A 26,239-nucleotide genomic window follows, 5' to 3' on the forward strand; every position below is an offset into this window, starting at 1 on the left:
GCGTACCTTGCGGCTTCATTTAGTTGCTGCCGTATGCTTTCTTCTTTGTTGCGCACTTCGTTGGGCCGCCTGCGGGTGGTGGGGTTTCTGGAAGGCATTTCCTTCCTGGTACTGTTGGGCATTGCCATGCCGCTGAAATACCTGCTGGGGCAGCCCGAGGCCGTGCGCATGGTGGGCATGGCCCACGGCCTTCTGTTTGTGGCCTACGTGCTGCTGGTGCTGCAAGTGAGCCTGGAGCGCAGCTGGTCGTGGCGGAAGGCCCTGCTGGCGCTGGCTGCGTCGTTGGTTCCGCTGGGCACCTTCTGGGCCGATAAGAAGCTGTTTCGGGAGTAGGGCTGGCTGGTTGCGCCTGGAGCACATCCGGCGCCCCCGCGGCCCGGGAATAACCAGCCACAAGCCGCCAGCGGAAGCGGCGGCTTGTGGCTGGTTATTCCCGGGCCGCTTTATAAGCTGGGCACCACAACTTTTGGGGGTCAGCTAACTATCTCATCTTTATCCGCGTACATGCTGTACTCCTGCGCCACCGGCCCGGAAGCAGTCCTTTCCACCTGATTCATTCGTCTATGAAAACTTCCCTCCTCCTGACCGCCCTGCTGGCTACTGGCCTGGCTACGGCGGCCCAAGCACAAACCGGCACTACTTCCGGTTCCCAGGTACAAACCACCACCACTCCGGCCACTACCACCACCGCGCCCAGAGCCGTGGGGCAGGGTGCCACCATTGAAACCCAGATTGGTACCGGCAACACCAGCCTGGCCGAGCCGAATCGGGTTTCTTCCACGGTTCAGTCGCCGCAGGAGCGCAATATTCTGAACGGAGCTGCCCCTGCTACCCAGACCAATACCTCGAAAGGCACCAAAATGAAATCCAGCTCCGGCAAAGCCAAGCGCAAGCCCTAAGGTTGCTTACACTGCCAACAGCAACGGCCTCCCAACACGCGTTGGGAGGCCGTTGCTGTTTAAGCGGCTCTGGTATTTAGGTATTCAGCACCTCACCGCCGTTGGGGTGAATGGCCTGGCCCGTGATGTACGAGGCGTCTTCGGAAGCCAGAAACACGTAGGCCGGCGCTACCTCCGAGGGTTGACCGGGGCGCTTCATGGTGGTATCCTTGCCGAAGGCGGCCACCTTATCGGGGGGGAAAGTAGCCGGAATCAGGGGCGTCCAGATGGGGCCGGGGGCCACGGAGTTCACCCGGATTTTCTTTTCGGCCAGCTGCTGGGCAATGGAGCGGGTGTAGGCCGTAATGGCTCCCTTCGTGGAGGTATAATCCACGAGCTGCTGGTTGCCGCGGTAGGCGTTGATGGAGGACGTGTTGATGATGGAGTCGCCTTCCTGGAGGTGAGCCAGGGCCGCCCGCGTCACGCGCACGAAGGAGAAGAAATTGACCTGGAAGGTATCCAGCCACTGCTCATCCGCAATATCGGCTACGTTCTGGTTCACGAACTGCTCGGCGGCATTGTTCACCAGGATGTTCAGCTGGCCTAGCTCCTGCACCGTTTGGTCCACGATGGACTGGCAGAACTGCGGGTCGCGCAGGTCGCCGGACAATGTGAGGCAGCGGCGGCCTTCGGCTTCCACCAGCTGGCGGGTAGCGTAGGCGTCCTGCTCTTCCTCGGGCAGATACGTAAAGGCCACATCGGCCCCTTCGCGGGCAAAGTGCACGGCCACGGCCCGCCCGATGCCGGAGTCGCCGCCGGTAATGAGGGCCACTTTGCCCTGCAGCTTTTCGCTGCCCTTATAGCCGGGCCGGATGTACTCCGGCTGGGGCGTCATTTCCTGCTCGATGCCCGGTTGCTGATCCTGGGCTTGCGGGGGCAGGGTGGTTGGTTTGTTTTCCATAGCGTTGGTGAAGGTTAGAGCCTTTACCAACGGGCTACGGCTTTATGGGTTACTGTGGAGCCCCGTTTTGCTGGCTTACTTTATCTTACGTTCTACCTCGGATGCCAACCGAAAAGCCACCACTCCGTCAGCTACTGCCGGCCGGCCCGCGCTATCCGGGCCGTCACCAGCAGCTGGCCTACGTGGCGGGTGGTGTGCTCCGTGGCGTGTACCAGCAGGCCCATCACGGTGCTGGGCAGCCCGGCCCGCCCCACCGGCCGAAACTCGGGCAGCGTGGCTTCGGGGGTGGTGCGCAGGGTTGTCAGCATAGTCTCTACCTGCGCGGAAAACTGCTGAAGCAGGTTGGCGACGGTATCGGGGGTAGCAGGTCCCTCTTTTTCCAGGGCCAGAAACTGAAATTGCGCTTCACTGAGGGCTTCCTGACGGGCGTAGCTCTGCATCCGGTCGAGGACGCCGGCCAGGTGGCGCAGATGGAACCCTACGGAAGCCACCCCGGCCGGGCGAGCCGGCAACAGCTCCTCGGGGAAATCGTGGAGGGCCGCCTGCAGCTCCTCGCGAGCCTGGAGCAGGGCCATGGCCAGAGGCTGCAGCAGGGGCGAGAATCCGGAGAGAGGGCCGCGCAGCCACACTTCGGGCAGAGAAGAAGCGGGAGAGGTTGTCATGGGAGCATAACCGGGGGCGGGCAGCGGGGGTTTGCGGCCGGCCGCGGGGTAGGCTCGTTTTCTGATTTGATTAGCTGGGCAATGCAGGCTTCCTACCCTCTATCGGGCCATCAACCCCGCGAATACTTTGCCTGAAAAACGCCTGATTCTGCCCGTTCGGCCTATCTTTAAGCCCATGCTCCAGATTTCGCAGCGTGGCCTGGCCCTGCCACCCTCCCCTTACCGCCGCTTAACGCCTTACGCCGAAGCCGCCCGCCAGCGCGGGCTAACGGTTCACCCGCTCAATATTGGTCAGCCCGATATTGAAACGCCGCCCTCCATGCTGGCGGCGGTGCAGCAGGCCGACATCCGGGTGCTGGAATACGGCCCCACGGCAGGCTACCCCAGCTACCGCCAGAAACTGGCCGAGTACTACCAGCGCCTGGGCCTGCCCGTAGCCGCCGACGACATTCTGGTGACAACGGGGGGTAGCGAGTCGATTTCGTTTGCCCTGCTGGCCTGCCTGAACCCCGGCGACGAGTTCATCGTGCCCGAGCCCTTTTACGGGCCCTACAACGCCTTTGCCATTGCTACCGGCACGCACGTAGTGGCCGTAGCCTCTCACCTGGAAAATGACTTTGCGCTGCCGCCCATTGCGGAGTTTGAGCGCCGCATCACGCCGCGCACCAAGGCCATCCTCATCTGCAGCCCTAATAATCCCACCGGCTACGTGTACAGCCGCCAGGAGCTGGAGCAGCTGAAAGAGCTGTGCCTGCGCCACAACCTGTACCTGCTCTCGGACGAGGCCTACCGGGAGTTCTGCTACGATGACGCCTTCACCAGCGCCCTGAGTCTGGCAGGAGCCGATGAGCACGTGGTACTGCTCGATACCATCTCGAAGCGCTATAGTGCCTGCGGGGCTCGTATCGGGGCCTTGGTAACCAAGAACAAGGCCCTGCGCGACGTTATCTTCAAGCTGGCTCAGCTGCGGGTGTGCCCGCCCGGCCTGGGGCAGCTGCTGGCCGAAGCCGCCGCCGATTTGCCCGAGAACTATTTCGACCACACCAAAGCTGAGTACCAGGCCCGCCGCGACCTGATGGTTAGCCGCCTTCGGGCCATGCCCGGCGTGCGCTGCCCCCTACCCCGCGGCGCGTTCTATGTGCTTTGTCATCTGCCCGTAGATGATGCCGAGCGATTTGCACGGTGGCTGCTGGAAGACTTTAGCTACCAGGGCCAGACCCTGATGGTGTCGCCGGCGGCGGGCTTCTACGCCACGGCCAGCCTGGGCCGCCAGCAGATGCGCCTGGCCTATGTGGTAAACCAGGACGTCATCAACCAGGCCATGGATTGCCTGGCAGTAGCCCTGCAGCAGTACCCCGGCCGCCAGGGCTAAACAAGCGACCTTACGTTCCGGCGCCCGAGCAAACCGGCTGTTGTCATTCCAACGCAAAAGGAATCTGGATTAATTAGTCAAACAGCTTGACCCAGATTCCTTCTGCCTTGGAACAGCAACGAGTTTGCTGGTAGCACAACCGTACAAAGGATTTCAGTATCTTCTGGGCTGATTATTGCCTTTCCCCGCCCCGATGAAACGCTTTCTGCCTCTGCTGCTCCTGCCGCTGCTGGGTTCCGCGCCCAAAGCCCTACCCCCTGTTCTGCCCGACTCTGCCCGCCTGCTTACCTTGCGCATCAACGGGCAGCCGGTGGAGGCCGACACCATTAGCTCCCGCTTTTTCCTGGGCACCGACCGTGCCCTGCGCCTCAACATCGTGCGGGCCGATGACCCCGACGGCGAAGGCCTGACCATCATCATCGACCGGTTCCCGATTCAGGCCGGCACCTACACGTTTCAGGAAATTCTGAGCGGCCGCAACCGCGACGCTTCCTACCGCTACGGCAGCACGGCGGCCTACTCCAAATCCTGCCCCGATAACCCCGGCTCCGTGACCATTACCGGCATAAATGCCGCCCGGCACTGGCTGGCCGGTTCCTACCGCTGCCAGGTCTGCGAGTCGGGCCGGGGCGGCAAGCGCCTCACACTGGAAGGCACCTTCCGCTACCCGGTGGAGAAGGAGTAAGTTTTTCGGCATAGTTGGTGCAACCATTTAACAATCAGTTGACTCCTGCCTCTATGCCATCACTCCGTGTTTACTCCCGTACGTTGCTCCTGGTTGGGGCAAGCCCGTGGCTGCTGGCCGGCTGCTGCTGGGATGTTTTCTCCGAAAACAGTGCCTTCGTGACGTTTCAGTTCAGTGCCGACACTCTGGCGGCGGGGCCTGGGTTCCGCAGAGCAGAGCTACGATCGGCCTACCTGGTGCAGTACCTTGATGCCGACCTTACCCTCCCGGCCGATACCTTGTGGCAGCTAGCACCGGGTACTCCGTCCACGGCAAGTACAGGCTATTTCCAGGTTTCGGCCTTCCCCACGAACAGCTTCGGACTATATTTCCAGAAAAGCGGCTCGGCTGTGTACCCTGGTAGCTTTCGGGTAGTGGTACCAACCAGCCAGCGCAGCTTCGACATCCGCCAACCCGACCTTGAGCTAGTTGAGCGAGATGACCGATGCGGCGGCCAGTACGTCAGTCGCGTACGATTCACCCTCAACGGCGAGCTTTTGGACCGGGAACCTACTACTACCCCCATCATCCTCAGCAAATAAGAAAGAGGCCACCTGCTACGCAAAAAAGCCCTGATTAGCCGGCCTCGCCGAAAGCGAGGCTCCAACTTACCAGGGCTTTTGCCTTCTTGGCTACTTCCTAAAAAGTCAAGTAGCTAAGAAATCGCGCGGTGTTGCTGCTTAAATCGTGGCCAGGTCCAGCACGAAGCGGTATTTCACGTCGGACTTGAGCATGCGCTCATAGGCTTCGTTGATGTAGTCCATCCGGATGATTTCCACGTCGCTCATCACGTTGTGTTCGGCGCAGAAGTCCAGCATTTCCTGGGTTTCCTGGATGCCGCCAATCAGGGAGCCGGCAATGCGGCGGCGCTTGGCAATGAGGTTGAAGGCGTGCAGCTGCGGCGCTTCCGGCGGTACACCCAGCAGCACCATGGTGCCATCGAGGCGCAGGGTGCCGATGTAGGGCGTCAGGTCCATGGTAGCCGATACGGTGTTGATGATCAGGTCGAAGTAGTTCGACACCGACTTCATGGCCTCCCGGTCTTTGCTGACCACGAACTTATGGGCACCCAGGGCTTTGGCATCGGCTTCCTTGCTAGGCGAGGTGCTGAATACGGTTACCTCGCAGCCCAGAGCAGCGGCAAATTTCACGGCCATGTGGCCCAGGCCGCCCAGGCCCATTACGGCCACCCGGTCGCCGGCTTTGGCGTTCCACTGGCGCAGCGGCGACCAGGTAGTGATGCCCGCGCACAGCAGCGGGGCCACGCGGGCCAGATCGAGCTTTTCCGATACGTGCAGTACGAATTTCTCGGTTACCACGATGTGGTTGGAGTAGCCGCCGTAGGTCACGGTGCCGTCGCGGTCGGTGGCGCCATAGGTACCCACGAACCCTTCGTCGCAGTACTGCTCCAGGCCCTCGTTGCACTCAGGGCAGTGCTGGCAGGAGTTCACCATGCAGCCGACGCCGGCCAGGTCGCCTACTTTAAAGCCTTTTACGTGGGCACCTACTTCGGTCACGCGGCCCACAATTTCGTGGCCGGGCACCATCGGGAACACGGAGCCGCCCCACTCGTCGCGCACCTGGTGCAGATCGGAGTGGCAGACGCCGCAGAACAGAATTTCGATGCGAACATCGTGGGCACCTACCTCGCGGCGCTGGAAATCGAAGGGCACGAGGGGCGCGTTTACCGCCGGAGCGGCATAGCCTTTTGCTTCTGACATGAAAAGGGTTGGTTGTAGAGAAACGGTTCAGAACAGAACCGCAACAACGGCCTCAGGGGCTAATTGTTTAGGAAGCTCCAAGACAAGCGGTACTTTGCTGGCTACACTGCTTGCTTCGTTTCTGCATTCTGGCCCTGCGCCTTGCGGCAGCGGAAGCCTCCACTACCCCTCATGCCTACCCCCTCACCTGCCCCCAACCCGCTGCGCCCCATTCTGCTGGCTACGCTGGGAGCCATGCTGTTTTCCTCTACCTTTCTGCTCAACCGCCTGATGGCTACCACTGGCGGCTCCTGGGTCTGGACGGCCGTACTGCGCTACGCTTACACCGCCCTGATCCTGACGGGCTGGCTGCTCCTGCGCGGCGAGTGGACGGGGTTCTGGCGGTTTTGGCGCAGCTCCTGGCGGCTATGGGTGCTGTGGGGCAGCGTGGGTATTGGGGTATTTTACTCCCTAGTAGCCGTAGCGGCCGAGCTCAGCCCGGCCTGGCTGATTGCCGGCTCCTTTCAGCTGGTGCTGCTCTCGGGCCTGCTGCTTACTCCCTTCATCTACCCCGACCACCGCGCCAAGCTCAACTTTCCGGCCTTGCGCATGGCGGGGGTGGTAGTGGCGGGCGTGCTCCTGATGCAGGTTGAAAACGTGGCTCAGGGCTTTTCAGCCAAGGCACTGCTGGGCTTCGGCATGATCGTCGTGTCCACTTTTCTCTACCCCCTCGCCAACCGCAAAGTGCTGGTGTATCTGGAAACGGCTCCGGTGCGGGTTTCGGCGGCTCACATGGTGCTGGGCCTCACCCTGGGCAGCCTGCCGTTCTGGGCCGTGGTTTCGGTGTGGGGCGGCCTTACGGGGCCAGGGCCTACGCCCCAGCAGTGGGGCTACACCTTTGTGGTGGCGCTGCTGGCCGGCGTGGTAGCAACCGGGCTGTTTTACTACGCCCTGGCCCTGGCCGGCCCCAATGCTACCCTGCTCGGAGCCGTGGAAGCCACCCAGTCGGTGGAGCTGCTAACTACCGTAGCCATTGAAGTGACGCTGCTGGGCGCTCCGCTTCCCTCGGCCCTGAGCTGGGCGGGCATGGCCCTGGTGGTGCTGGGCATCGTACTGTATAGTCGGCTGTAGCAGGATTACGGTTCGCTTTAGCGTGATTTATCGAGCTGCTCTTGGGCATCTGGCTCCGCGGACACAGCTTGTACCGGCGGGGCATCCTGCGGGGCCGGGGCCTGCCAGCCCTTACGCAGCATTTCCGCTACCTGCTCCTTCATGCGCCGCATCGATTCGCGGGCAAACTTCCGCTGCAGCATGCGCCCAAACAGCCGGAAGCCAATCCAGTAAAACGGGTTGCTGATGCGGCCCGTCTGCGAAAAGGCGTGAACGTGAAACCGCACCCGGCCGGTGGTCAGATTCTTGTGGATGGTGAAATCAATTTGCCCGCGCTCGAAGTGGCCTTCCAGGGTGCGGTAATTGTAGCCCCACACCTGCTCCTGCTCGCCGGTGGGCAGCGTTTGCCGCTCGTCCGTTACGCCCCCAATGCGCACCCCGAACCAGAACGTGAACAGCAGGAAGCGGCCGCGCAGCACCATCACGCGCTGTTCCAGGGGCTGATCGGGCAGAAAGATGCCGGTAATCAGATCTGGGGGCGGGAAGGTGTAGTTGCGCAGCACCTCGCGGGCAGCGGCCCAGGAGCCGTGCGGGTCCGGAGGGCCGGGCGCTTCCAGGGGTAGCTCCGTTTCGTAGTCGTCCACGCGCCAGCCGTTTTCGGTCGTGTATTCGTGGGTGCGGGTCAGGTCGAAGTTGTAGCCGGCCTTCGTATAGGCATCGAGGCGGGCCTTCTGAAGCTGATACAGGGGCGGCTTAGGCATCGTGGGTTACTTCAGTTCCGGTAGTATCCTGCTTCACAGTTTCAACCTGCACAGGGCAGAGCTGCAGGCCGCCACTCCGCTCGGCCACCCGCTGGCAGAACGTTTCCCAGGTTTGCTGCTGCACTTTGCGGCCCACGCCCAAAGTGTCGTAGGTGAGGGCCACCAGTCCGTCGCGGGAGCGGGCCCTGGAGTGAATTTCAAAGCGCAAGGTATCCGGCAGCGAGGCGTGGGGCCGCAGCGTGAAACAGATGCGGCCGGCCTCGGGGTGGTTTTCGAGGGTAGCCAGTTCAAAGAAATCAGCGCCTATTTCCGTAACGCGTACTTCTCCGTTCCAGGGCCCCAGTATTTTGATGTGAAACTCGTCGCCTACGCTCAGGTCGTGGACCTGGCCTTGCTGTTTCTCAAAGTCGGCCAGGGAATCCGGAGCATATTCGGGCAGGTGGCATTTGATGTGCTGCAGCAGCTCGGCCGCCGACTGGCGCGGGTGCTGCACATCTACCCAGTAGCGGCGCTCGAAAAACGGGCCGCTGCCGGTGTGGGCGGGTTGTTCAGCTTTGGACATGGTAGGGAAGGGTAGTTGCTCAGCATAACGTAGGGGGGTGGCCGGGGTTGTAACCCAGCCTGGGGGTAGGCGCCCGATAACCCCGGTGCGACCGGGGTAGTAGAAGCATTGTTTACTTGCCCTTACTCCCCTCTGCCCATGGCCTACTACCGCCCGCCCGGCCCAGCCCCCGACCCCATTATTGTGCGTGACCTCACCCGCCAGCAGGACGAAATGCGCAGGCTCGTTCGGCTGCAGCCGCTGCCTCACGAGCCGCGCCTGATTGCCGGCTGCGACTCTTCCTTTCCTACCCCCGAAACGGTACTGTCAGTGTTCGTAGTGTTGCGGTTTCCTACCCTCGAAGTGGTGGAGAAGGTGTACCATACCAGCCCCGTTACGCTGCCTTACATCCCGGGCCTGCTGGCCTTCCGCGAAGCGCCTAATCTGCTGCGGGCCTACGAAAAGCTTCAGCACCAGCCCGACGTGATTATGGTGGATGGCCACGGCATAGCCCACCCGCGCCGCATGGGCATTGCTGCCCATCTGGGAGTTTTGCTGGATGTTCCCACTTTCGGGGTAGCCAAGCAAAAACTCACGGGTAACTACCAGGAGCCCAGCCTTGCCAAAGGCAGCCGCTCACCGCTCACCGATAAAAGTGGAGAGCTGCTGGGCGAAGTTATCCGGAGCAAAGACAAGGTGAATCCGCTGTTCGTGAGTCCCGGCCACCGCTGCGACCAGGCCACGGCAACCCGCCTGACGCTGGCCTGCCTGCGCGGCTACAAGCTGCCGGAGCCCACCCGTTTGGCCGATTATTGGGCGGAAGAGTTTAAAAAAGAGCTGTAAGGCCGGGTGCCTTACCCGTTCCCGGCAAACTCCTATACACCAGTTTTTGCCGCGAGCAGCGGTTGCGGGGCAAGAATCTTGGCCAGATTGCCTGCTATGTTGCCCTTTGGGACTTGTTCTGCCGCTTACGCCCTGCACTACCCCGCTACTTCCAGCCCTGGAGTAACGGGGTATTTTTTTATTGAAAATCCGTTAAGTGCAATTCATGTTACTACATAGGTGCATGTAAATGTTTTACCTCAACGACCCAATTATTGAAAATAAGTTAGATCTGCTTTGCTTGGATTGAAGATAGAGCGTTTATTCGCCCTCATCGTTGAGTTTTTCACAATCAAAGGCGAAAGCATGAAGAAAGGTTTACTCTTGTGCCCTCTGGTAGCATTGGCACTCACGGGTCAGGAAGCCTGGGCCCAGACCCAAACTATTTCCGGCCGGGTAGTCGGGACGGATGGCTCCGGCTTGCCGGGGGTTACAGTTATTGTGAAGGGCGGCTCGCAGGGCACTTCAACGGACAGCGACGGCCGCTATTCTATTTCGGTGCCAGCTTCCACCTCCACCCTGGTGTACTCCTTTATTGGGTACGCGCCCAAGGAAGTGGCCATTGCGGGGCAATCGTCCATCAACGTTACGCTGAGTTCCAGCGCCACCGGCCTCGATGAGGTAGTGGTAGTGGGCTACGGCACCCAGTCGCGCCGCGACCTGACGGGCTCCGTGGCCACGGTAAACGCCGCCCAGATTGCCAATAAGCCCGTGCAGAGCTTTGAGCAGGCCCTGCAGGGCCAAGCAGCGGGCGTGAACATCACCACCCCCAACGGCGTGCTCAACAACCCGCCGGTTGTGCGCATCCGGGGCGTGAACTCCATCAGCCTGAGCTCGGCGCCGCTGTATGTGATTGACGGGATTCCGGCCTTCAGCGGCAACAGCTCGGCCGTGGGCAGTGTGCCGAACAACCCGCTCAGCAACATCAACCCCAACGATATTGAGAGCGTGGAGGTGCTGAAGGATGCTTCGGCTAGTGCCATTTACGGCTCGCGGGCAGCGGGCGGGGTAATCCTGATTACCACCAAGAAGGGTAAACGCGGCCAGAGCCGCCTTTCGTTGGATTCGTGGGTGGGCTGGAGCAAGCCCGTACGCCTCTACGACATCCTGAATGCCGAAGATTACATTGCCATCAAAAACGAGTCGGTTCGGAACCTGAACGCCAACCGCATTGCCCTGGCGCCCCCCGGCACTACCCCCACCCTGGCAGTGGAAGGCTTCCGGCCTACCCTGGATGCCAACGGCAACCCTGTGGATACCAAGTGGTACGACTACATCTACCGAACCGGCTTCTCTTCTTCGAACACCCTGAACTTCAGCGGCGGCACCGAAAAGACCACCTACTACACGTCCGTTGGCTACACCGATCAGAAGGGTATGCTGAAGGGTAACTCGTTTAAGCGCGCCTCCGCCCGCCTGAACCTCGACCACAAGATTTTCTCCCGCCTGACGGTGGGCATGCGCGCGGGTTACTCCAACTCCCGCACGGCCTCGCCTAACTCCGGCTCCGTAGCCGATGGCGCTTTCGGTACGGCGGGCCTGGGTCGCCTCCCCCTGGTGCTGCCGCCTAACGTGCCCGCCTACAACCCCGATGGCTCCTACAACACCAACGGCGCCGGTATCGGGGCCGGGGCCAACATCAACCCCACCGGCTCCAACAACGCCCCCCTGCTGCCCGGCTACTACAACCCCGTAGTGGACCTGGAAAACAACTACTTCCGCTCGGAAGGCAACGAGGTGCAGGGCAGTGTGTACGCCAACCTGGAAATAGTAAAAGGGCTGAACCTGCGCTCCACCTACGGCATTTATAACATTGCCTTCGAAGACCAGGCTTTCTATACCTCCCTGGCCGGCGACTCTTACAACATTGGTAGTGCCTCCAACTTCTACCGCACCAACAAGCGCTGGAACTGGCAGAACACCGCTCAGTACGACCTGACGTTGGGCGGCAAGCACAACTTCTCGTTGCTGGGCGGTACGGAGCAGCAGAAAACCACCATTGACCGGTGGGGCGCCAACCGCACTAGCCTCGCCGACCCCTTCTTCACCACGTTCCAGGGGGGCTACACCAACATTGCCACTACCGGCAACTTCCAGGGCGAGAACTACCTGCTTTCCTACTTTGGCCGCCTGAACTATAACTTCAGCAGCAAGTACCTGGCCTCCATCAACTTCCGCCGCGACGGGTACTCGGCCTGGGCCCAGAAGTGGGGTAACTTCTACGGTGCCTCCGTGGGCTACGCCATTTCGGAGGAAGATTTCTGGAAGAACTCCTCGGCCCTCAGCCGCGTCAGCTTCCTGAAATTCACCGGCAGCTACGGCGAGGTAGGCAACAGCCAGGGCGTGGATGACTACGCCTCGCTGGCTCTCTACAACCCGGCGCTGTACGGCCCCACGGCCAGCCTGTTCTTCGCGGCCGCCGGCAACCCCAACCTGACGTGGGAAACCAGCAAGAAAACGGATGTCGGCTTGTCGTTCGGCCTGTTCGATGACCGGATTCAGGGGGATGCGTCCTACTACAAAAACCTCGTCGATGGGTTGATTCTGTACATCCCGCAGGCACCCTCCAAGGGTATTCCGGACAACTCCATTCCAAGCAACGTGGGCTCTATGCAGAACACGGGCGTGGAGCTGAACCTGCGCGTGAATGCCATTACCACCCCCAATTTCTCGTGGTCGGTGAACGCCAACCTGACTACCCTGAAAAACAAGGTGCTCAAGCTCCAGTACGACGACCAGCGCATTGGCACTGCTACCTCCGGCCTGGAAACCGTGAACTACACCCGCGTAGGGCATTCAGTAGGCGAAATTCTGGCGGTGCCTTCGCCGGGAGTAAACAAAGCCAACGGCCGGCGCCTGGTAGAGAAAAGAAATGCCGACGGCACCAAAACGCTGGTGCAGTATGACCACCAGGGAACCGGCTGGACGACGCTGGACGGGCAGCCGACCTCGGCCCCTTCCCAGCTGGCCGACGGCGAGTACTACGGCCCCACGCTGCCCAAGTGGTACGGCGGCTTCGACAACACCTTCCGCTACAAAAACTTCGACCTGGGCGTATTCATTCAGTTCTCCGGCGGCAACTATATCTACAACGGTACCAAGGCCGGCCTGCACGACATGCGCTTCTGGAACAACGATGTAGATATTAAGGACCGCTGGACGCCTGAAAACCCCAACGGCGAGTGGCCGCGCGTGGTGTACGGCGACAACGTATCGAACGGCTCCGCCCTGATTCTTTCCACCAACGTGGAAAAAGGCGACTTCGCCCGTTTGCGCAACGTGTCGCTGGGCTACTCCCTCAACCAGGGGCTGGCCAGCCGCATTGGCCTGAGCACGGCCCGCCTGTATGTGCAGGTACAAAACGCCGCTCTGCTCACGAAATACAAGGGCATCGACCCGGAAATTTCGACGAATGGCAGCTCAAACACCGGCGCCGGCGTGGACCGTAACTCGGTGGGTCAGGCCCGCACGTACACGGTTGGTTTCAATATTGGTTTCTAATTTCTGTTGTCTGATGAAGACAGTTAAACATACTCTCGCGCTCGGACTTTGCGCGGCCCTCTTAGGTTTTGGTACCGTTTCCTGCAACGAAGAGTTACTGGAGCCCCAGCCCAAAGCGTCTATCAACAGCGCCGATGCTTTTAATACCCCGTCCCGCGTGTTGCTGCAGGTCAACAACATGTATGACTACGTAAAGGCCGGCAACTTTCTGGGTGGGCGCTACCAAGTGTACGGCGACATCCGGGCCAACGACTTTATCAACCGAACCTCGAACCTGGTAACCGGGGCCGCCGTGTGGCAGCATACCATCACGGAGTCGTCGCAGAACGACGTTATCAACCTGTGGGGCGCGGGCTACGCCGCTATCAACCAGATCAACGTGTTTCTGGCGGGCATGGAGGAGAATGCGCCGAAGTTCGCGGCCACGCCCTTCGCCGCCGACTTCGCTACTACCACCGCTACCTACTACAAGGCCGAGGCCCGGTTCCTGCGCGCGCTCTGCTACTACTCGCTGCTGCAGTACTACGCCCGCCCCTACACAGATGGCAACGGCAGCAAACCCGGCCTGCCGCTGCGCCTGAAGGCCGAGAAGGACCTGAACAACAACAACCTGGCTCGCAGCACAGTGGCCCAGGTGTACGAGCAGATTCTGACCGACCTGAACTTTGCCGAGCAGAACCTGCCCCTAACCCAAAGCAGCGCGTCGCTGAACGTTACCCGCGCCCACCGCAACACGGCCATTGCCCTTAAAACGCGCGTGTACCTGAGCATGGCCCGCTACGAGGACGTGACGAAGGAGGCGGATAAAATCGTGTCGGCGGCCGCGCCGTTCAGAGCAGCCACGGGGGTAGCGCATGAGCTGAACCCCTCCATCGTAAGCGTGTTTACCTCCCCGCAGGAAACCACGGAAAGCATTCTGGCTTTCCCGTTCACGGCCCAGGACCAGCCCGGCACCCAGAACCAGCTGGCTTACTACTACCTGCCCAGCAACCAGGGCGGCAACGGCGAGTACAACCTCAGCACGGCGGCGGGCAGCATTCTGGCCGAGCCGCGCTTTACCGCCACCGATGCCCGCCGGGTTAACTTTGTTACCACAGTGAGCAACGTTTCGTATCTGCGCAAGTACACGGCCGGCTCTACCGCCTCCTCGCCCTATACCGATAAGGCCCCGGTGATGCGCTACTCCGAGGTGCTGCTGAACCTGGCCGAGGCCTTGGCCCGCACCAACGGGGCGGCCGATGCCCGCGCCCTGGCCCTGCTCAACGCCGTGCGCACCCGCTCTAACCCCAGCACCACCACGCCCAATCCCGCGGCCTATACGGCCAGCAGCTTCAGCAGCACCTTCAGCATTATTGATGCTATTCTGCTGGAACGCCGCATTGAGTTCCTGGGCGAAGGCCTGCGCAACAACGACATCATGCGTTTGCTGCTGCCTTTCCCCGCGAAAAGCACCGTTAGCGCCGTGCAGCCCAGCGCTACTCTGTACATCTGGCCTATTCCATCCACGGAAATCGCCACCAACCAAGCCATGACCCGCAACTAACCCGTTGCCAGTATTTCTCAGAAAAGCCTCTCCAGTAAGCCGGAGAGGCTTTTTTTGTTGGCCTACCCCCCGGCTAGTACCTCTTGTAGCCCAGCCATCGAACGGCCGGCTTCCGGAGCTAGCCCCAGGAGCTGCGCTACGGCCCGGTACACCACCTGCGGCGAACCGGCTTCTTCTACAATGCCTCGCTGCCCACCAGCCTGTGTTGATTTTGATAGTTTCTGCCCGTTTTCCTGGAGCACCAGCCCATGATGCAGAAACCGAGTGGTCCCAAATGCCTCCTGCCCCGGCAGATAGTGCGCCAGCCAGAGCTGGGCAGCCGTGCTGGGCAGCAGGTCCTGGCCGCGCACTACCAGCGTAACACCCAGGCGCACATCATCCACCACGGAGGCTACCTGGTAAGCAGCCGCTCCATCCTTCTTGCGCACCACAAAGTCGCCTAGCGCTGTGTCCAGATAGCTTGTCATCGGCCCCTGAAGCAGATCGGGGATGGTAACGGGGGTAGCGGGTGGCACGAGGGCCCGCCACGCGGTTTGAGGCGTAGTGAGGGGTAGGGAATGGTGGCGGCAGTTGCCGGGGTAGCAGCCATGGGGGCGGGCCAGGCGAGCTAGGTCGGTGCGGGAGCAGCGGCAGGCGTAAAACACGCTAGGATGGGCCCGCTGGGCTGCCTGCAGCACGGCTTCGTAGGCAGGCAGGAAGTGGCGCTGCGAGAAGTGCCGCTCGAAGTCATCGGGGCCCATGGGGCCATGGTCGTAGTCGAGGCCCAGCCACTCCAGGGTCCGGAAGATGTTCTGGAGGTAGGCGGGCCGAAACCGGGCCCGGTCCAGATCATCAATGCGCAGGTGCAACACCCCCCCGGCCCGGCGCGTGAGCAGCCAGGTCAGGGTGAAGTTGATGGCATTGCCCAGGTGCAGAAAGCCGCTGGGGGTAGGAGCCAAACGGGAGACGACGGGAAAAGCAGGCCACTGAAGCATAACCCTGGCAAGGTACCACCGGACCCCGATACAGGCCGCTGCGTGCCGGCTTTGTTACGCTACCTATGCGGTTTACGTGCTCGGCCAGTTTCACTACAGGGCCCCTACCCCAGGCTAAGCGACAAAGCCATACCATCCTTCTGCCCCTCCGGATACGCCGCAAAGGAATGGAACTGACGGACCGTTAAAGGGTATCCGGGGGCAGAAAAAGAAGCGCCGCGTTGCAGCCGGCCCTGTCAATAGCACCCCCTGCTCAGCAAGGCCGCAGTCTGAACACTGAATACGGTTGAGCTTCAATATTTTAGTTTACGTCAGGTTTGTCATCATTGAGAATTTTGCTTTATACTTAAGCATCTGAGCAGCCCCTGACCTAGCAGCTGCCACCGCGCCCTTACACACCCTATTGCACTTAGGATTATATCGATGCTGCCCCCTGCACAGCAGCAGCATCATTGGTGTGTGTTCTCAAGGCTTGCCACAGTGCGCTCAACTACTACTCTGTTTTCCTGGCTTCGGAAGGGAACCTCTCCCCCTGCCCGCCGTGCTTCTGGCATTGGCTGCGGAAGCGGCTTGTCGCTTCCGCAGCCTATTGTTCAGTAATAACCTGTTACTGTTCGGCTTACTGCTTGCGCATTAGACCTCTCAGACCGTACAGGGCCTCGATGCAGACTTTACTGTCGGTGATAAACGGCTGAACACAGCCAGTTTGTTTTATTAGAATATTTATAAAAATAATTTCTCTGATTTGAGTTAAAAGAGAAAAAACCTTTTATAATTAAATATTGTCATTTATGTGTTAAAAATATTTAAGTAATTGTTTACAAATCGTTCTTTAACTCTTCTTATTTGAACCAGACAGCTGTTCAAAACATCCACAAACCAAAAACACTTTCCACACATGATTACTGTAGAAACTCTGACCCAGGAGCTGCAAGAGCAGCAAGTAGAACTCATCGTTGGCGGCATGATGGTGGCTGATTCCAGCATCGGCAGCTGGAGTATTTCTGGCCCTGGCCCCAGCTGGAGCGACCTGGGTTAGTCAAAAGTAATAAGGGGAAATAGAGCATATATGAAGTTGTTTTAGTCTGATTATGTAATCATAATCGTACTCAAAACATTGTTTCATCTTACCCTTTATTGCCCCTTATTAACAACCCATAAAAATGGGAGTCGGAAAACATTTTAATTAATGATTTCTGACTCCCATTTTAATTAAATGACATTGTAAATATCAATTACCGGCTGCGTTATTTATTAGTATAGTTACATTCACGTTTGTCATATTCTCTGGCCTGGCGCTGGTATTCGTTTTAACGCCCCCCCCGCCCTACCTGCTACCCACTCCTACACCCGCTTCTGAAGCCGGGGCACCATTGCTACGTCCTGTCCAATCCTAGTTTCCTTATTAGTATTCAAGGCAATGAAAACCAAGCGGCAACGGTTTTACCTATCGAAGAGCGCCAGTGTGCTTGAGCACCAGGAGGCCTTCTACATCACGACGATAGGGCGCTCCTACAAGATCAATCGGACGATTGCCACCTTCCTGCGGTTACTGGCGGAGCCCAGAACAGCGAAAGAACTGGTGACTGACGTTCAGCACCTTACAGCCGCCCCCGACCCCGCAGCCATTCGTGCGGTGGTAGATAAATTTTTGCGCGACATGTACCGGCTGGAGATTGTGCGCAGGGAGGGCGACGTTGATGTTGCGACCCTGCACCAGCACTATCAGGCAGGCGACCTTGTCGGGCGCTACCGCATCGGAGCACTCCTTTCTCTCGATGACCAGTTTGTGCAGGTGTACAAGGCTACGAACTGCGAAACCGACCAGCCGGTAGTGCTGAAGATGTTTTCGCACAGGCCGGAGGCCGTAACGGATAGCAAAACCCTGGCTAAGGGCCTGCGCCAGTTTCAGCAGGAGTTTGAGCTAATGGGCTCCTTGCCCCCGCACCCCAACGTATGCGCCCTGCATAGCTACCACCCCGAGCCCTACCCCCACGCCGTGCTGGAATACCTGCGGGGCTGCACCGTGTCGCAGGGCTTAACCCAAAACCTCTTTCGTGAAGCGGATAAGCCCCAACTGGTAGCCCAGATGCTACGGGGCCTGGCTCACGTACACGCCCACGGCATTATCCACGGCGACATCCATCCGCGCAACTTCATGGTGGACGGGGAGCGGGTGTGCCTCATCGACTTTGGTTTTGCCCACCGCCGTGGCGTAACCGAGGAGCACCAGGTGATTAACCGCGGAGGTGCCGCGTGCTACCTCCCGCCCGAACGGGTAAACCAACACCACTACAAGTTCAGCAAGCGGGCCGCCGATTTTCGCTCGGAAGTGTACCAGGTAGGCTTGGTGATATATAAGCTCTGCTACGGGCAGGTGCCCTTCGAGGGGGGCACCTGGCTTGAGCTGGCGGCTTCTATTACAAGCCACAACTTCGGGCAGCGCCTAAGTGCGGCCGTCCCGCACGAGCGGGTTCTGCTCCGGGCCCTGCACCAGAACCCGGCGGAACGCTACTCCGATGCTGCCGAGCTGCTAACGGCCTGGCAGCAGGCTACCGAGCAGCCGGTTGCTACTGCCCCGGTAGGGTAGCAGGCCCGTCGGTACTTCGTTTGTTTAACGTCGCTAGGCCCGGCCGGCGGCGCCTTTCTTACCCTGCCCCATGGTAGATTGCCAACTCAAGAACAACGACTGTGGCGTTAGCGCGGTGAAAACCGTGTTCAACATTTTCAGTCAGGATATCAGCCGCAAGTACATCCAGCAGCACATTTTCCTGGATGATAAAGGCTCCCGGATTACGGATCTGCAGGACTTCCTGGAGCGCCACGAATTTGCCGCTACCCTGCGGGTGCTGGATGTACACCACCTGCAAACTGACCCCTCGGCCATTCAGGAGCACTTGCCTTTCATCATGCCGATCCAGCACCAGAACGGCCTGCACTACGTGGTGGTGGACAAGTGCAAGGCGGGCAAGCTCCGGGTACTGGACCCCGCCAAGGCCAGCACGTACTACGTGTCGTTGCACGAGCTGAAGAACATGGCTCACTTCAGCAAAAGCTACTGGGATTTGCTGCAGCTGGAGCAAAAGCTGACCCTGCTCTGCAACCAGGAGCTGACGACGTACCACATCAAGCTGGAACAGGCTCTGACCACCAACGACGCCAGCACCCTGTTCAATAAGCTGACTTATTTCACCTACCTCAAGGAAAACTTCGGGCTGAAGGATAACAAGGCCGAAAAAGACTTTCTGGAGGACTTGCTTTTCCACCAGGAGGTAGGCGCGTTGCCCAAGCACTTCCGCTCGTTGAAAGACGAGAAAAACAGGATTAAGCTCCGGGCCGCTATGGTCTTGACGGTAAAGCCCAAACAGCCCAAGCCGGCCCCCGCCGCCAGCCGCCCCGAGCAAAGCCCCTACCTGACGCTGCTGCGCGACCTGGGCCGCAACCGCCGCATTTGGTACATCTACATTTTCGCGGCGCTGTTTTCGGCCTTCACGGCGCAGCTGTCCGTGTTCATCAATCAAATCCTGATTGACTACATCCTGCCCTCTTACCAGCTGAACATGCTGGTCGTGTTTGCCATTGGGGTCGGCGTGTTCAAGCTCTTTGACTTAGCTACTTCGCTCAATGTGTCCTTCGTGGGCATTCACATGGGCAACCTGCTGGACAAGTACTTCCTGACCCGCTTCGACGAGAAGCTAAACGCGTATTCCATCCCCTACGTCCAGTCGTTTAAGCGCGGCGACCTGACTGAGCGCCTGAGCGACGCCTTTAAGCTGAAGGCCTTTTTTCTGCGCTTCTTCACCAAAATTCTGGTTGACCTGAGCGTGTCCTTGTACTCACTGGGCATCCTGTTTTACATTGACTGGAAGCTTACGCTGGTGGTGTGCGGCGTGATGGTGGCCTTCGCCGGGTGGTTTTATTTGGTTACCCCCACCCTGAAGCAGAACGAGCGCCTGCGCTTTATGCGCAAATCCGACTACTTCACCCGCATGATCGAGAAGCTGGATGGCCTCCAGGTACTGAAATCTTTTCGGATTGAGGAAGTCTATTCGCGCAAGCTGGGGCAGATAGTGGATCAGCTGCTGAAGGTGCAGCTCAAAAACAAGTACCTCGATCTGGTGAACCTCTCGGTGGTATCCATCATCACCATTGCGGCTTCGCTGCTGATCATTGTAGTGCTGGCCAAAAAAGCCATCAACACCAATGCCATTTCCCTGGGCCAGATTGTCACCTACATTGCTCTCTCGGAGCGGGTATTTGCCACGCTGCGCGCCTTGCTGGCCGAGAACCTGGTGCTGCAGGAAAACGAAGTGGTGCTGAAGCGCTACATCGATTTTGAAGAGCCGCCGACTGCTGCTCCGGCCGATAGCAGCGGGAACGGCATTGAGGAGTTCACCGTCAGTCGCCTGCAGCTCCAGAACCTGAGCTTCGGGTATAACCCACAGGAGCTGGTGCTCCAGAACCTCACGCTCGGGGCGGAAATCGGCGACAAAATCCGCATTGAGGGCAGCAACGGCTCAGGAAAATCTACCCTAAGCAAGCTCCTGACGGGCCTGTACACGCCTAGTGGCGGGGCCATGCTGCTCAACGACACCGACCAGCGCTTCTATAACCCCGACAAAGTCAAGGAGAAGCTTGTGCTGGTCACCAATGAAGATATTCTCTTCAACGACAGCATTGAGTTCAACATCACCTTCGGCCGGAAGGTATCCACGGCCCGCATCCTGGATTTGGCCCGGCGCATTGGCCTCTACGAGTTTCTGGCTTCCAAAGAGGAAGGCCTGGCCTTCCTCATCAGCGAGAACGGACGAAACCTGTCCACCGGGCAGCGCAAGAAGATTTTGCTGCTGCGTGCGCTGTTTTCCACCGCCGATGTGCTGATTCTGGACGAAGTTCTTTCCGGCGTTGATGCCGCCTCCCGCACCCAGATTGAGGCCCTGCTGAATCAGCTCTCCACCAAAATCCTCATTGTGATTTCGCACGAGCCGATTGACTATATCCGCTTTACCAAACAGTACCGTCTTGCGCATGGAACCCTTATCGTACAGGCCTAGGCTGGCCCTGCGGCTCATTCATGTATTCTGCGGAGTGCTGGTGGCCTTTCTGGTACTCTCGGCCGGCCTGCTGTGCCTGCTGCACATCAACGAAACGGTTGACTTCACGGAAGGCCAGATTTATTCCAGTAACCCGCAAACCGTCATCCATACACCGGCCGATGTACGGGTGCGCAAGGTGCTGGCCCGGGAGGGCGACAACGTGCGGCGGGGCGACACGCTCTTTATCCTGGAAAACAAGCGCCTGCAGTACGACTATAAGACAACGCAACACGAAATTGGAGTGCTGCAAAACAAGCTGGTAGTGGCCGAGCGGCAGCTGGCCTATATGCAGGAACGGCAGGCTACCCTGGCCCAGATGCGCCAGATACAGCGGCAGATGTACCAGAACGACTACGCCCAGAACGAGCGGGAACTGCGCACGCTGGGCGGAGCCGTGGCCTATGCTGAGCAGCAGAATGCCATCAGCAGCGAGCAGGCCCGCACCGACTCAGTTCTGTACGCCCGCCAGGCCGTTTCGCGCTGGGACGCCACCGAGTCCAGAAGCCGCAGCCTGGTGAAACGCAAGGAAATGCTGGACACACGCGCCTCTTACGAGCAGAAAAAAGCCCACCGCGCCAGCCTGCTCCAAACGTTTCGCCAGCAGGACACCAACCTGGATATTGACCTGAACGCCCTGAACCAGGACATTCAGCGGCAGCAGCGCGAACTGCTGGATGTACGCTCGGAGCTGGATACCAAGCGCAACAACGCCGTGGTGCAGGGGCAGGAAACCCGCGAGCTGATTGTGCGGGCACCCGCTGATGGCAACATCATTGACCTGTATAACGCCCGGCAGAAATCGGAGCTACTGGGGCGCAACCAGCCCCTGGCCGTTATTGCCCCCCGGCAGGAGCAGTTCTACGCCAAAATAGTGCTGCCCGAGCGCGAGTTGGCCTACGTGCGGCTGGGCCAGGCCGTGAACCTCAAGCTGAACGCCTACTACCACTACCAGTTTGGAGCGGTGCACGGGCAGGTAACATTTGTGTCGCCGGCCAACGTGAACGACAAGTTTTTCACGATTGTGCAGCTGACCGGCCCCCCACGCTTTCCTCTGAAAGCGGGCTACAAGCTGAAAGGCGAAATTATTACTACCCGCCACACCCTGCTGGGCTACGCCGTGAAAAAGCTGTTCGATAAGATTGACACCTATGACAAGGTTTAGATGCCGGCTGCTGGCAGCCTGGCTTTTATGGTGGGGGCTGAGTATGGCGTACCCCAGCACCGGGCAACAGCGGCTCTCCTACGATGCCTGCCTGCAGCAAGCCCGCCAGCACAATGTGCAGCTGAAACAGGCGCTGCTCGACCTGGAAATAGCCAGCGTGCGGCTTAAAACCCGGCGGGCCGAGCGGCTACCGGTAGTAAACGGAACCCTGCGCAACAATAACTCCGTCGGGCGCAGCGTGGACCCGCTGACCAACGAGTTTATTGACCGCAAGTTCAGCTCCCTGAACGGGGCCGTAAACTCATCCATCTATGTGTTTGAAGGCTTCAAGACGGCCAGCGAGATTAAGGCTGCCCGCCAGGAAATAAACCAGCAGACCAGCCAGCTGCAGGCCCTGGAAAACGATATAGCCGTGGACCTGGCCCTGGCCTACATCCGCATCAACTACCTGCTGGAAATATGCAAGAGCCAGCAGCAGCAGCTCACGCTCAGCACCCGCCTGATTGAACTGACCCGGCTGAAGCTCAGCGCCGGGCGTGTGGCGGAAAGCGCGCTGTTCAAGCTGCTTTCCCAGCAGGCCACTGAGCAGCTGAACCTGACGAAAAGCCAAAACGACCTGCGCCTGGCCTACCTGGATCTGCGGCAGATTATGAATGCCCAGCCCAACGACACATTTCAGATTCTGCCGCTACAATACCCGGTTGCTGCCGAAGCAGAATTTGCGCCCCCAACCGGCCCTGAGGTCAGCCGGGCGGTTGAAGCCCAGCCCGCTTTGGCCGCCAAACAATATAGCGCCCTGCGTGTGCGCCATCAGATTGGTGTCGCCCGCGCCGACCTGTACCCCTCCTTGCAGCTAACGGGCTCTTTGGGCTCTAACTACAGCAACACCAACCAGGCGTATGACTTTGCCCGCCAGCTTAATACCAACCGCTCGTACGGCGTAGGGTTTGTGCTGGCAGTGCCGCTGTTCAACAGTTTTCGCTATAAGCTGCTGATCAAAGAAAGCCGCCTGGAGTACCAGCGCGAGCTGCTGGCCGTGGACCAGGAGCGCAACCGCCTGAACAAGGTGGTGCAGCAGGCCATTACGGATGCGCAGGCGGCCAGCCAGAGCTGGAAATCGGCAGTGCAGGCCGAGGAGTTTGCCCGCAAAAGCTACGAGGCCGATCAGCTCAAGTACGAGCTGGGCACCATTTCGGTGTTTGAGCTAAATCAGGCCAAGGCCACCTACGTGAGTGCTCAGGCCGATTTGTTCAAAGCCAAATACGAGTCGATTTTACGCTCCCGGCTGGTCGGATTTTACCAGGGCACTCCCCTGACCCTGTAAAGTTTTATTCGCTGCCGGCAGCGAACCTTTTATTCCCGTCATCTTGCCTGCTCTGCTATGGTTGCCCGTGCTTACAAACGAATAGCCTTTGGCGTCCTGCTGCTCTACGTTCTGTATCTGGCCGGGGGCATTGCGCTGGCGGCCACCGGTGTGCTTTCCAAGGTTTATTTTTTCCCGGGCTGGGCCCTGAAAGCGCCTTCGCACGATGCCTCGGCCTTTGCCCCCGATGGGCCCATTGTGCGCTACCAGTCCGGCGCGGCACTCAGCACGGCTATTGTTCCCCGGGGCGCAGGGCTGCTTATTCAAACCGATACGCTGACTGACCCGGCCCGCAGCACAGTGCGGTGCTACGTAAATGAAACCGGCACCTCGTTCACGGTTCCTCTGCATCCGCGGCACACCGTGGAGCCCAGTGAGTATCCGGCTCCGGCCAAAATGCTGGTGGTTTCCGACATCGAGGGCAACTTCAAGGGGCTTGATCTGCTGCTGCGCACGACGGGGGTAGTGGACTCGGCTTACCGCTGGCGCTTCGGCAACGGGCATCTGGTAGTCGTCGGCGACGTGTTTGACCGTGGGCTGCAGGTTACGGAATGCCTCTGGCTGCTCTACAAGCTGGAGCAGGAAGCAGCCCGGGCCGGTGGCAAAGTCCATTTCATTCTGGGCAACCATGAGCTAATGAACCTGACCGGGCACTACAAGTACGTGCGCCGCAAATACCGCCGCAACGCCGATTCCTTACGCCTCGACTATGCTGCCTGGTACGGCCCGGAAACGGAGCTGGGCCGCTGGCTACGAACCAAAAACGTAGTGGAGAAAATCGGCAGCACCCTGTTTGTGCACGGCGGCATCAGCCCCGAGGTGCTGGGTCTGCGCCCCACCCTGGCTGCCCTCAACGAGCAGGCCCGCAACCGCCTTGATGCACCGCCCGCCCGCAACCCGGCGGGCCTGGCTAAAGTGCTGGCCAGCCCGCAGCTAAGTCCCGACTGGTACCGGGGCCTAGCCCAGCAGGAAGCTTCCGCCGGGCATGTGCAGCAGGTGCTCACCCAGTATGGCGTCCGGCGCATGGTTATCGGGCACACGCCGGTTACGGAAATCACCCCGCTCTACGGGGGCAAGGTGGTAGCCATCGACCTGCCCCACCAGGAAAATACCGATGAGCAGCAGCTAATGAAAGCCCTCTGGATTGAAAACGGCCGCTTCTACGCCATTCGCACCGATACTTCCCGCCGCGAGGAGCTGTAGCCCACTGCTTCAGCGAAACCCGGTAGCGGCCCACGGTAACGCTTGGCCCCTCACAACCAAGAGCATAAACTACGGCTCCGGGGGTTGACAGCTTGCGCGGGGGTAGCCCGGCAACAGTAGCGGCCTGGAGCTGCTTGGGCGGTATCAGAAACGGCAGATGCTGGCTTTTAGGCTCTTCAACACGCGCAAAAACACAAGGCCCGTATTTTATTTTACCCGCTCGCCCGCGCTACTTACTTGACTATCAGCCGGGTTTATTACTCCGCAACCTGCGTGCACGGGGGTAGGCGCTTGCAAATGTATAGCGAGAGGTGAATCTTTGAGCCACAATCTATGTATGTACATACGATTGCCACCCGGTATTCATCTTACGTTGCTTCTCTTATGCAAACGCTTCTTCATACGGCCAACTCGCGCGGGCACGCCAACCACGGCTGGCTCAATTCCTACCATACCTTCAGCTTTGCCGGCTACCACAACCCCGAGCGGGTACATTTCGGGGTGCTGCGGGTGTTGAACGACGATACCGTGGCGGGCGGCATGGGTTTCGGTACCCACCCCCACGACAACATGGAAATCATCAGCATTCCGCTTTCCGGCATGCTGGAGCACAAGGACAGCGCCGGCAACCACGGCATTATCCGCAGCGGCGACGTGCAGGTGATGAGTGCCGGCACGGGCATTGCCCACAGCGAGAAAAACCACAGCCCGCACGAAGAAGTGCAGTTTCTGCAGATCTGAGTGTTCCCGAACAAGCGCAACGTAACCCCGCGCTACGATCAGCAAACCTTCCGGGCCGAGGAACGCCGCAACCAGTTCCAGCAGATACTTTCGCCCGACCCCACCGACGCGGGCGTCTGGATTCACCAGGATGCGTGGTTTCACCTGGCCGATTTTGAAGCGGGCTTTGCCGCCGACTATCAGGTGAAGAAGTCGGGCAACGGCGTGTACGTGTTTGTGCTGGAAGGCGACGCCACGGTAGGCGGCCAGGCCCTGCACCGCCGCGACGGCCTGGGCCTCTGGGACACGGATGGCTTCACGGTGCAGGCGACCTCCAATGCGCGCCTGCTGCTGATGGAAGTTCCCATGAGCTTGTAGTAGCCGGGGCCTTGCCGGTGCTAATGCCAACCTCCGGGCGTTTCAGGTGTTACTGGGTCTGCCGGGGGTAGGCAGCCACTCCTGTTTTTTTAGTCAGCGCAACTACTTGGCGCAATTCTGTCAGTTATGAAACACGCTCCCACCACGTTTCCCGTCCTGGAAACCATTCGCAAGCGCTGGAGCCCCCGCGCTTTTGCCAGCTACCCCGTAGCACCCGAAACGCTGCAGCAGGTATTTGAGGCCGCTTCCTGGGCCGCCAGCGCCATGAACGAGCAGCCCTGGCGCTACATCTACGCCCACCACGCCGATGGGGAAGCCTTCCAGAAAATGGTGGACTGCCTGCTGCCCGGCAACCAGCCCTGGGCCCAGCACGCGCCCGTGCTGATTCTGGCCCTGGCCAAAACCCATTATGATAACGGCACGCCCAACGGCGCCGCCCTCCACGACCTGGGCCTGGCCAACGGCAACCTAATTCTGGAAGCTACGGCCCTGGGGCTGCACGGCCACTTTATGGGCGGCTTCGACGCGGCCAAAACCCGCGAGGCATTTCACTTGCCCGAAACCCTGCAGCCCGTAACCTTTATTGCCCTGGGCTACCTGGGCGCCGCCGAGCAGCTGGAGGAGCCGTTCCTGAGCCGGGAAAAGGCACCGCGCCAGCGTAAGGCCCTCCACGAAATTGCCTTTCACCACCAGCTACCTGCCTAACCC

The 26,239-nt window shown here is 59.7% G+C and carries 24 protein-coding genes; 18 read left to right on the forward strand and 6 right to left on the reverse strand.

The annotated features are described in order from the left end of the window. Positions 1-33 precede the first annotated feature (33 nt). Together GGU46_RS16285 and GGU46_RS16290 are read left to right on the forward strand one after the other, a co-directional pair. A complete protein-coding gene (locus GGU46_RS16285; protein ID WP_183404624.1) occupies positions 34-333 on the forward strand; it encodes a DUF3817 domain-containing protein in 300 nt (99 codons plus the stop codon). A 230-nt stretch (positions 334-563) separates the two neighbouring features. Then, the gene (locus GGU46_RS16290; protein ID WP_183404625.1) at positions 564-899 is read left to right on the forward strand and encodes a hypothetical protein; all 336 of its coding nucleotides are present in this window, start codon (positions 564-566) and stop codon (positions 897-899) included. Between the two features lie 76 nt (positions 900-975). On the opposite strand, the gene GGU46_RS16295 is transcribed toward GGU46_RS16290, so the two are convergent. Continuing rightward, positions 976-1,839 (reverse strand): SDR family oxidoreductase, encoded by an 864-nt coding sequence (locus tag GGU46_RS16295; protein ID WP_183404626.1) that lies wholly within the window; start codon positions 1,837-1,839, stop codon positions 976-978. 131 nt (positions 1,840-1,970) lie between these two features. Continuing rightward, entirely contained in the window at positions 1,971-2,501 is a 531-nt protein-coding gene (locus tag GGU46_RS16300) for a DinB family protein (RefSeq protein ID WP_183404627.1), read from the reverse strand. Between the two features lie 127 nt (positions 2,502-2,628). On the opposite strand from GGU46_RS16300, the gene GGU46_RS16305 reads away from it, so the two are divergent. From GGU46_RS16305 to GGU46_RS16315, 3 genes are all read left to right on the forward strand, one after another. Then, the gene (locus tag GGU46_RS16305; protein ID WP_215906373.1) at positions 2,629-3,873 is read left to right on the forward strand and encodes a pyridoxal phosphate-dependent aminotransferase; all 1,245 of its coding nucleotides are present in this window, start codon (positions 2,629-2,631) and stop codon (positions 3,871-3,873) included. A gap of 193 nt (positions 3,874-4,066) precedes the next feature. After that, positions 4,067-4,558: a hypothetical protein gene (locus GGU46_RS16310; RefSeq protein ID WP_183404628.1), complete on the forward strand. Its 492-nt coding sequence runs from the start codon at positions 4,067-4,069 to the stop codon at positions 4,556-4,558. Between the two features lie 53 nt (positions 4,559-4,611). Then, positions 4,612-5,139: a hypothetical protein gene (locus GGU46_RS16315; RefSeq protein ID WP_183404629.1), complete on the forward strand. Its 528-nt coding sequence runs from the start codon at positions 4,612-4,614 to the stop codon at positions 5,137-5,139. Positions 5,140-5,277: 138 nt separating this feature from the next. Here the strand turns inward: GGU46_RS16315 and GGU46_RS16320 are convergent, their stop codons facing one another. Continuing rightward, a complete protein-coding gene (locus GGU46_RS16320) occupies positions 5,278-6,318 on the reverse strand; it encodes an NAD(P)-dependent alcohol dehydrogenase (RefSeq protein WP_183404630.1) in 1,041 nt (346 codons plus the stop codon). A 171-nt stretch (positions 6,319-6,489) separates the two neighbouring features. Between GGU46_RS16320 and GGU46_RS16325 the strand changes: the two genes are divergently transcribed. Continuing rightward, on the forward strand, positions 6,490-7,428 hold the full coding sequence (locus GGU46_RS16325; RefSeq protein ID WP_183404631.1) for a multidrug resistance efflux transporter family protein: 939 nt from the start codon (positions 6,490-6,492) through the stop codon (positions 7,426-7,428). Between the two features lie 17 nt (positions 7,429-7,445). Here the strand turns inward: GGU46_RS16325 and GGU46_RS16330 are convergent, their stop codons facing one another. Continuing rightward, a complete protein-coding gene (locus GGU46_RS16330) occupies positions 7,446-8,168 on the reverse strand; it encodes a DUF1990 domain-containing protein (RefSeq protein WP_183404632.1) in 723 nt (240 codons plus the stop codon). Continuing rightward, a complete protein-coding gene (locus GGU46_RS16335) occupies positions 8,161-8,730 on the reverse strand; it encodes a hypothetical protein (protein ID WP_183404633.1) in 570 nt (189 codons plus the stop codon). The genes GGU46_RS16330 and GGU46_RS16335 overlap by 8 nt, the downstream gene beginning before the upstream one ends. A gap of 138 nt (positions 8,731-8,868) precedes the next feature. Between GGU46_RS16335 and nfi the strand changes: the two genes are divergently transcribed. From nfi to GGU46_RS16350, 3 genes are all read left to right on the forward strand, one after another. After that, entirely contained in the window at positions 8,869-9,552 is a 684-nt protein-coding gene (gene nfi / locus GGU46_RS16340) for a deoxyribonuclease V (protein WP_183404634.1), read from the forward strand. Positions 9,553-9,897: 345 nt separating this feature from the next. Next, positions 9,898-13,092 (forward strand): SusC/RagA family TonB-linked outer membrane protein, encoded by a 3,195-nt coding sequence (locus tag GGU46_RS16345; RefSeq protein ID WP_183404635.1) that lies wholly within the window; start codon positions 9,898-9,900, stop codon positions 13,090-13,092. 13 nt (positions 13,093-13,105) lie between these two features. After that, entirely contained in the window at positions 13,106-14,635 is a 1,530-nt protein-coding gene (locus GGU46_RS16350) for a RagB/SusD family nutrient uptake outer membrane protein (protein WP_183404636.1), read from the forward strand. Positions 14,636-14,697: 62 nt separating this feature from the next. Here the strand turns inward: GGU46_RS16350 and GGU46_RS16355 are convergent, their stop codons facing one another. Further along, the gene (locus GGU46_RS16355) at positions 14,698-15,609 is read right to left on the reverse strand and encodes a glutamate--tRNA ligase family protein (protein WP_183404637.1); all 912 of its coding nucleotides are present in this window, start codon (positions 15,607-15,609) and stop codon (positions 14,698-14,700) included. A gap of 898 nt (positions 15,610-16,507) precedes the next feature. Between GGU46_RS16355 and GGU46_RS16360 the strand changes: the two genes are divergently transcribed. The 9 genes from GGU46_RS16360 (at position 16,508) to GGU46_RS16395 (ending at position 26,236) form a co-directional block, all read left to right on the forward strand. Then, entirely contained in the window at positions 16,508-16,648 is a 141-nt protein-coding gene (locus GGU46_RS16360) for a hypothetical protein (protein WP_183404638.1), read from the forward strand. Between the two features lie 381 nt (positions 16,649-17,029). Further along, positions 17,030-18,199: a protein kinase domain-containing protein gene (locus GGU46_RS16365; protein ID WP_183404639.1), complete on the forward strand. Its 1,170-nt coding sequence runs from the start codon at positions 17,030-17,032 to the stop codon at positions 18,197-18,199. Positions 18,200-18,269: 70 nt separating this feature from the next. Beyond that, positions 18,270-20,663, forward strand: coding sequence for an ABC transporter transmembrane domain-containing protein (locus tag GGU46_RS16370; protein ID WP_183404640.1), 2,394 nt, complete (start codon positions 18,270-18,272; stop codon positions 20,661-20,663). Beyond that, positions 20,638-21,867, forward strand: coding sequence for an HlyD family secretion protein (locus GGU46_RS16375; RefSeq protein WP_183404641.1), 1,230 nt, complete (start codon positions 20,638-20,640; stop codon positions 21,865-21,867). Before GGU46_RS16370 ends, GGU46_RS16375 begins: the two co-directional genes overlap by 26 nt. A gap of 43 nt (positions 21,868-21,910) precedes the next feature. Continuing rightward, positions 21,911-23,191, forward strand: coding sequence for a TolC family protein (locus tag GGU46_RS16380; RefSeq protein ID WP_183404642.1), 1,281 nt, complete (start codon positions 21,911-21,913; stop codon positions 23,189-23,191). A 57-nt stretch (positions 23,192-23,248) separates the two neighbouring features. Beyond that, positions 23,249-24,433, forward strand: coding sequence for a metallophosphoesterase (locus tag GGU46_RS16385; protein ID WP_183404643.1), 1,185 nt, complete (start codon positions 23,249-23,251; stop codon positions 24,431-24,433). 384 nt (positions 24,434-24,817) lie between these two features. Further along, entirely contained in the window at positions 24,818-25,174 is a 357-nt protein-coding gene (locus GGU46_RS22475) for a pirin family protein (protein WP_317171927.1), read from the forward strand. Continuing rightward, a complete protein-coding gene (locus GGU46_RS22480) occupies positions 25,175-25,531 on the forward strand; it encodes a pirin family protein (protein WP_317171928.1) in 357 nt (118 codons plus the stop codon). 126 nt (positions 25,532-25,657) lie between these two features. After that, complete coding sequence (locus GGU46_RS16395; protein WP_183404644.1) at positions 25,658-26,236, forward strand: nitroreductase family protein; 579 nt, start codon at positions 25,658-25,660, stop codon at positions 26,234-26,236. Positions 26,237-26,239: the final 3 nt, after the last annotated feature.

This window comes from Hymenobacter latericoloratus (genome assembly GCF_014199535.1).
GTDB lineage: Bacteria > Bacteroidota > Bacteroidia > Cytophagales > Hymenobacteraceae > Hymenobacter > Hymenobacter latericoloratus.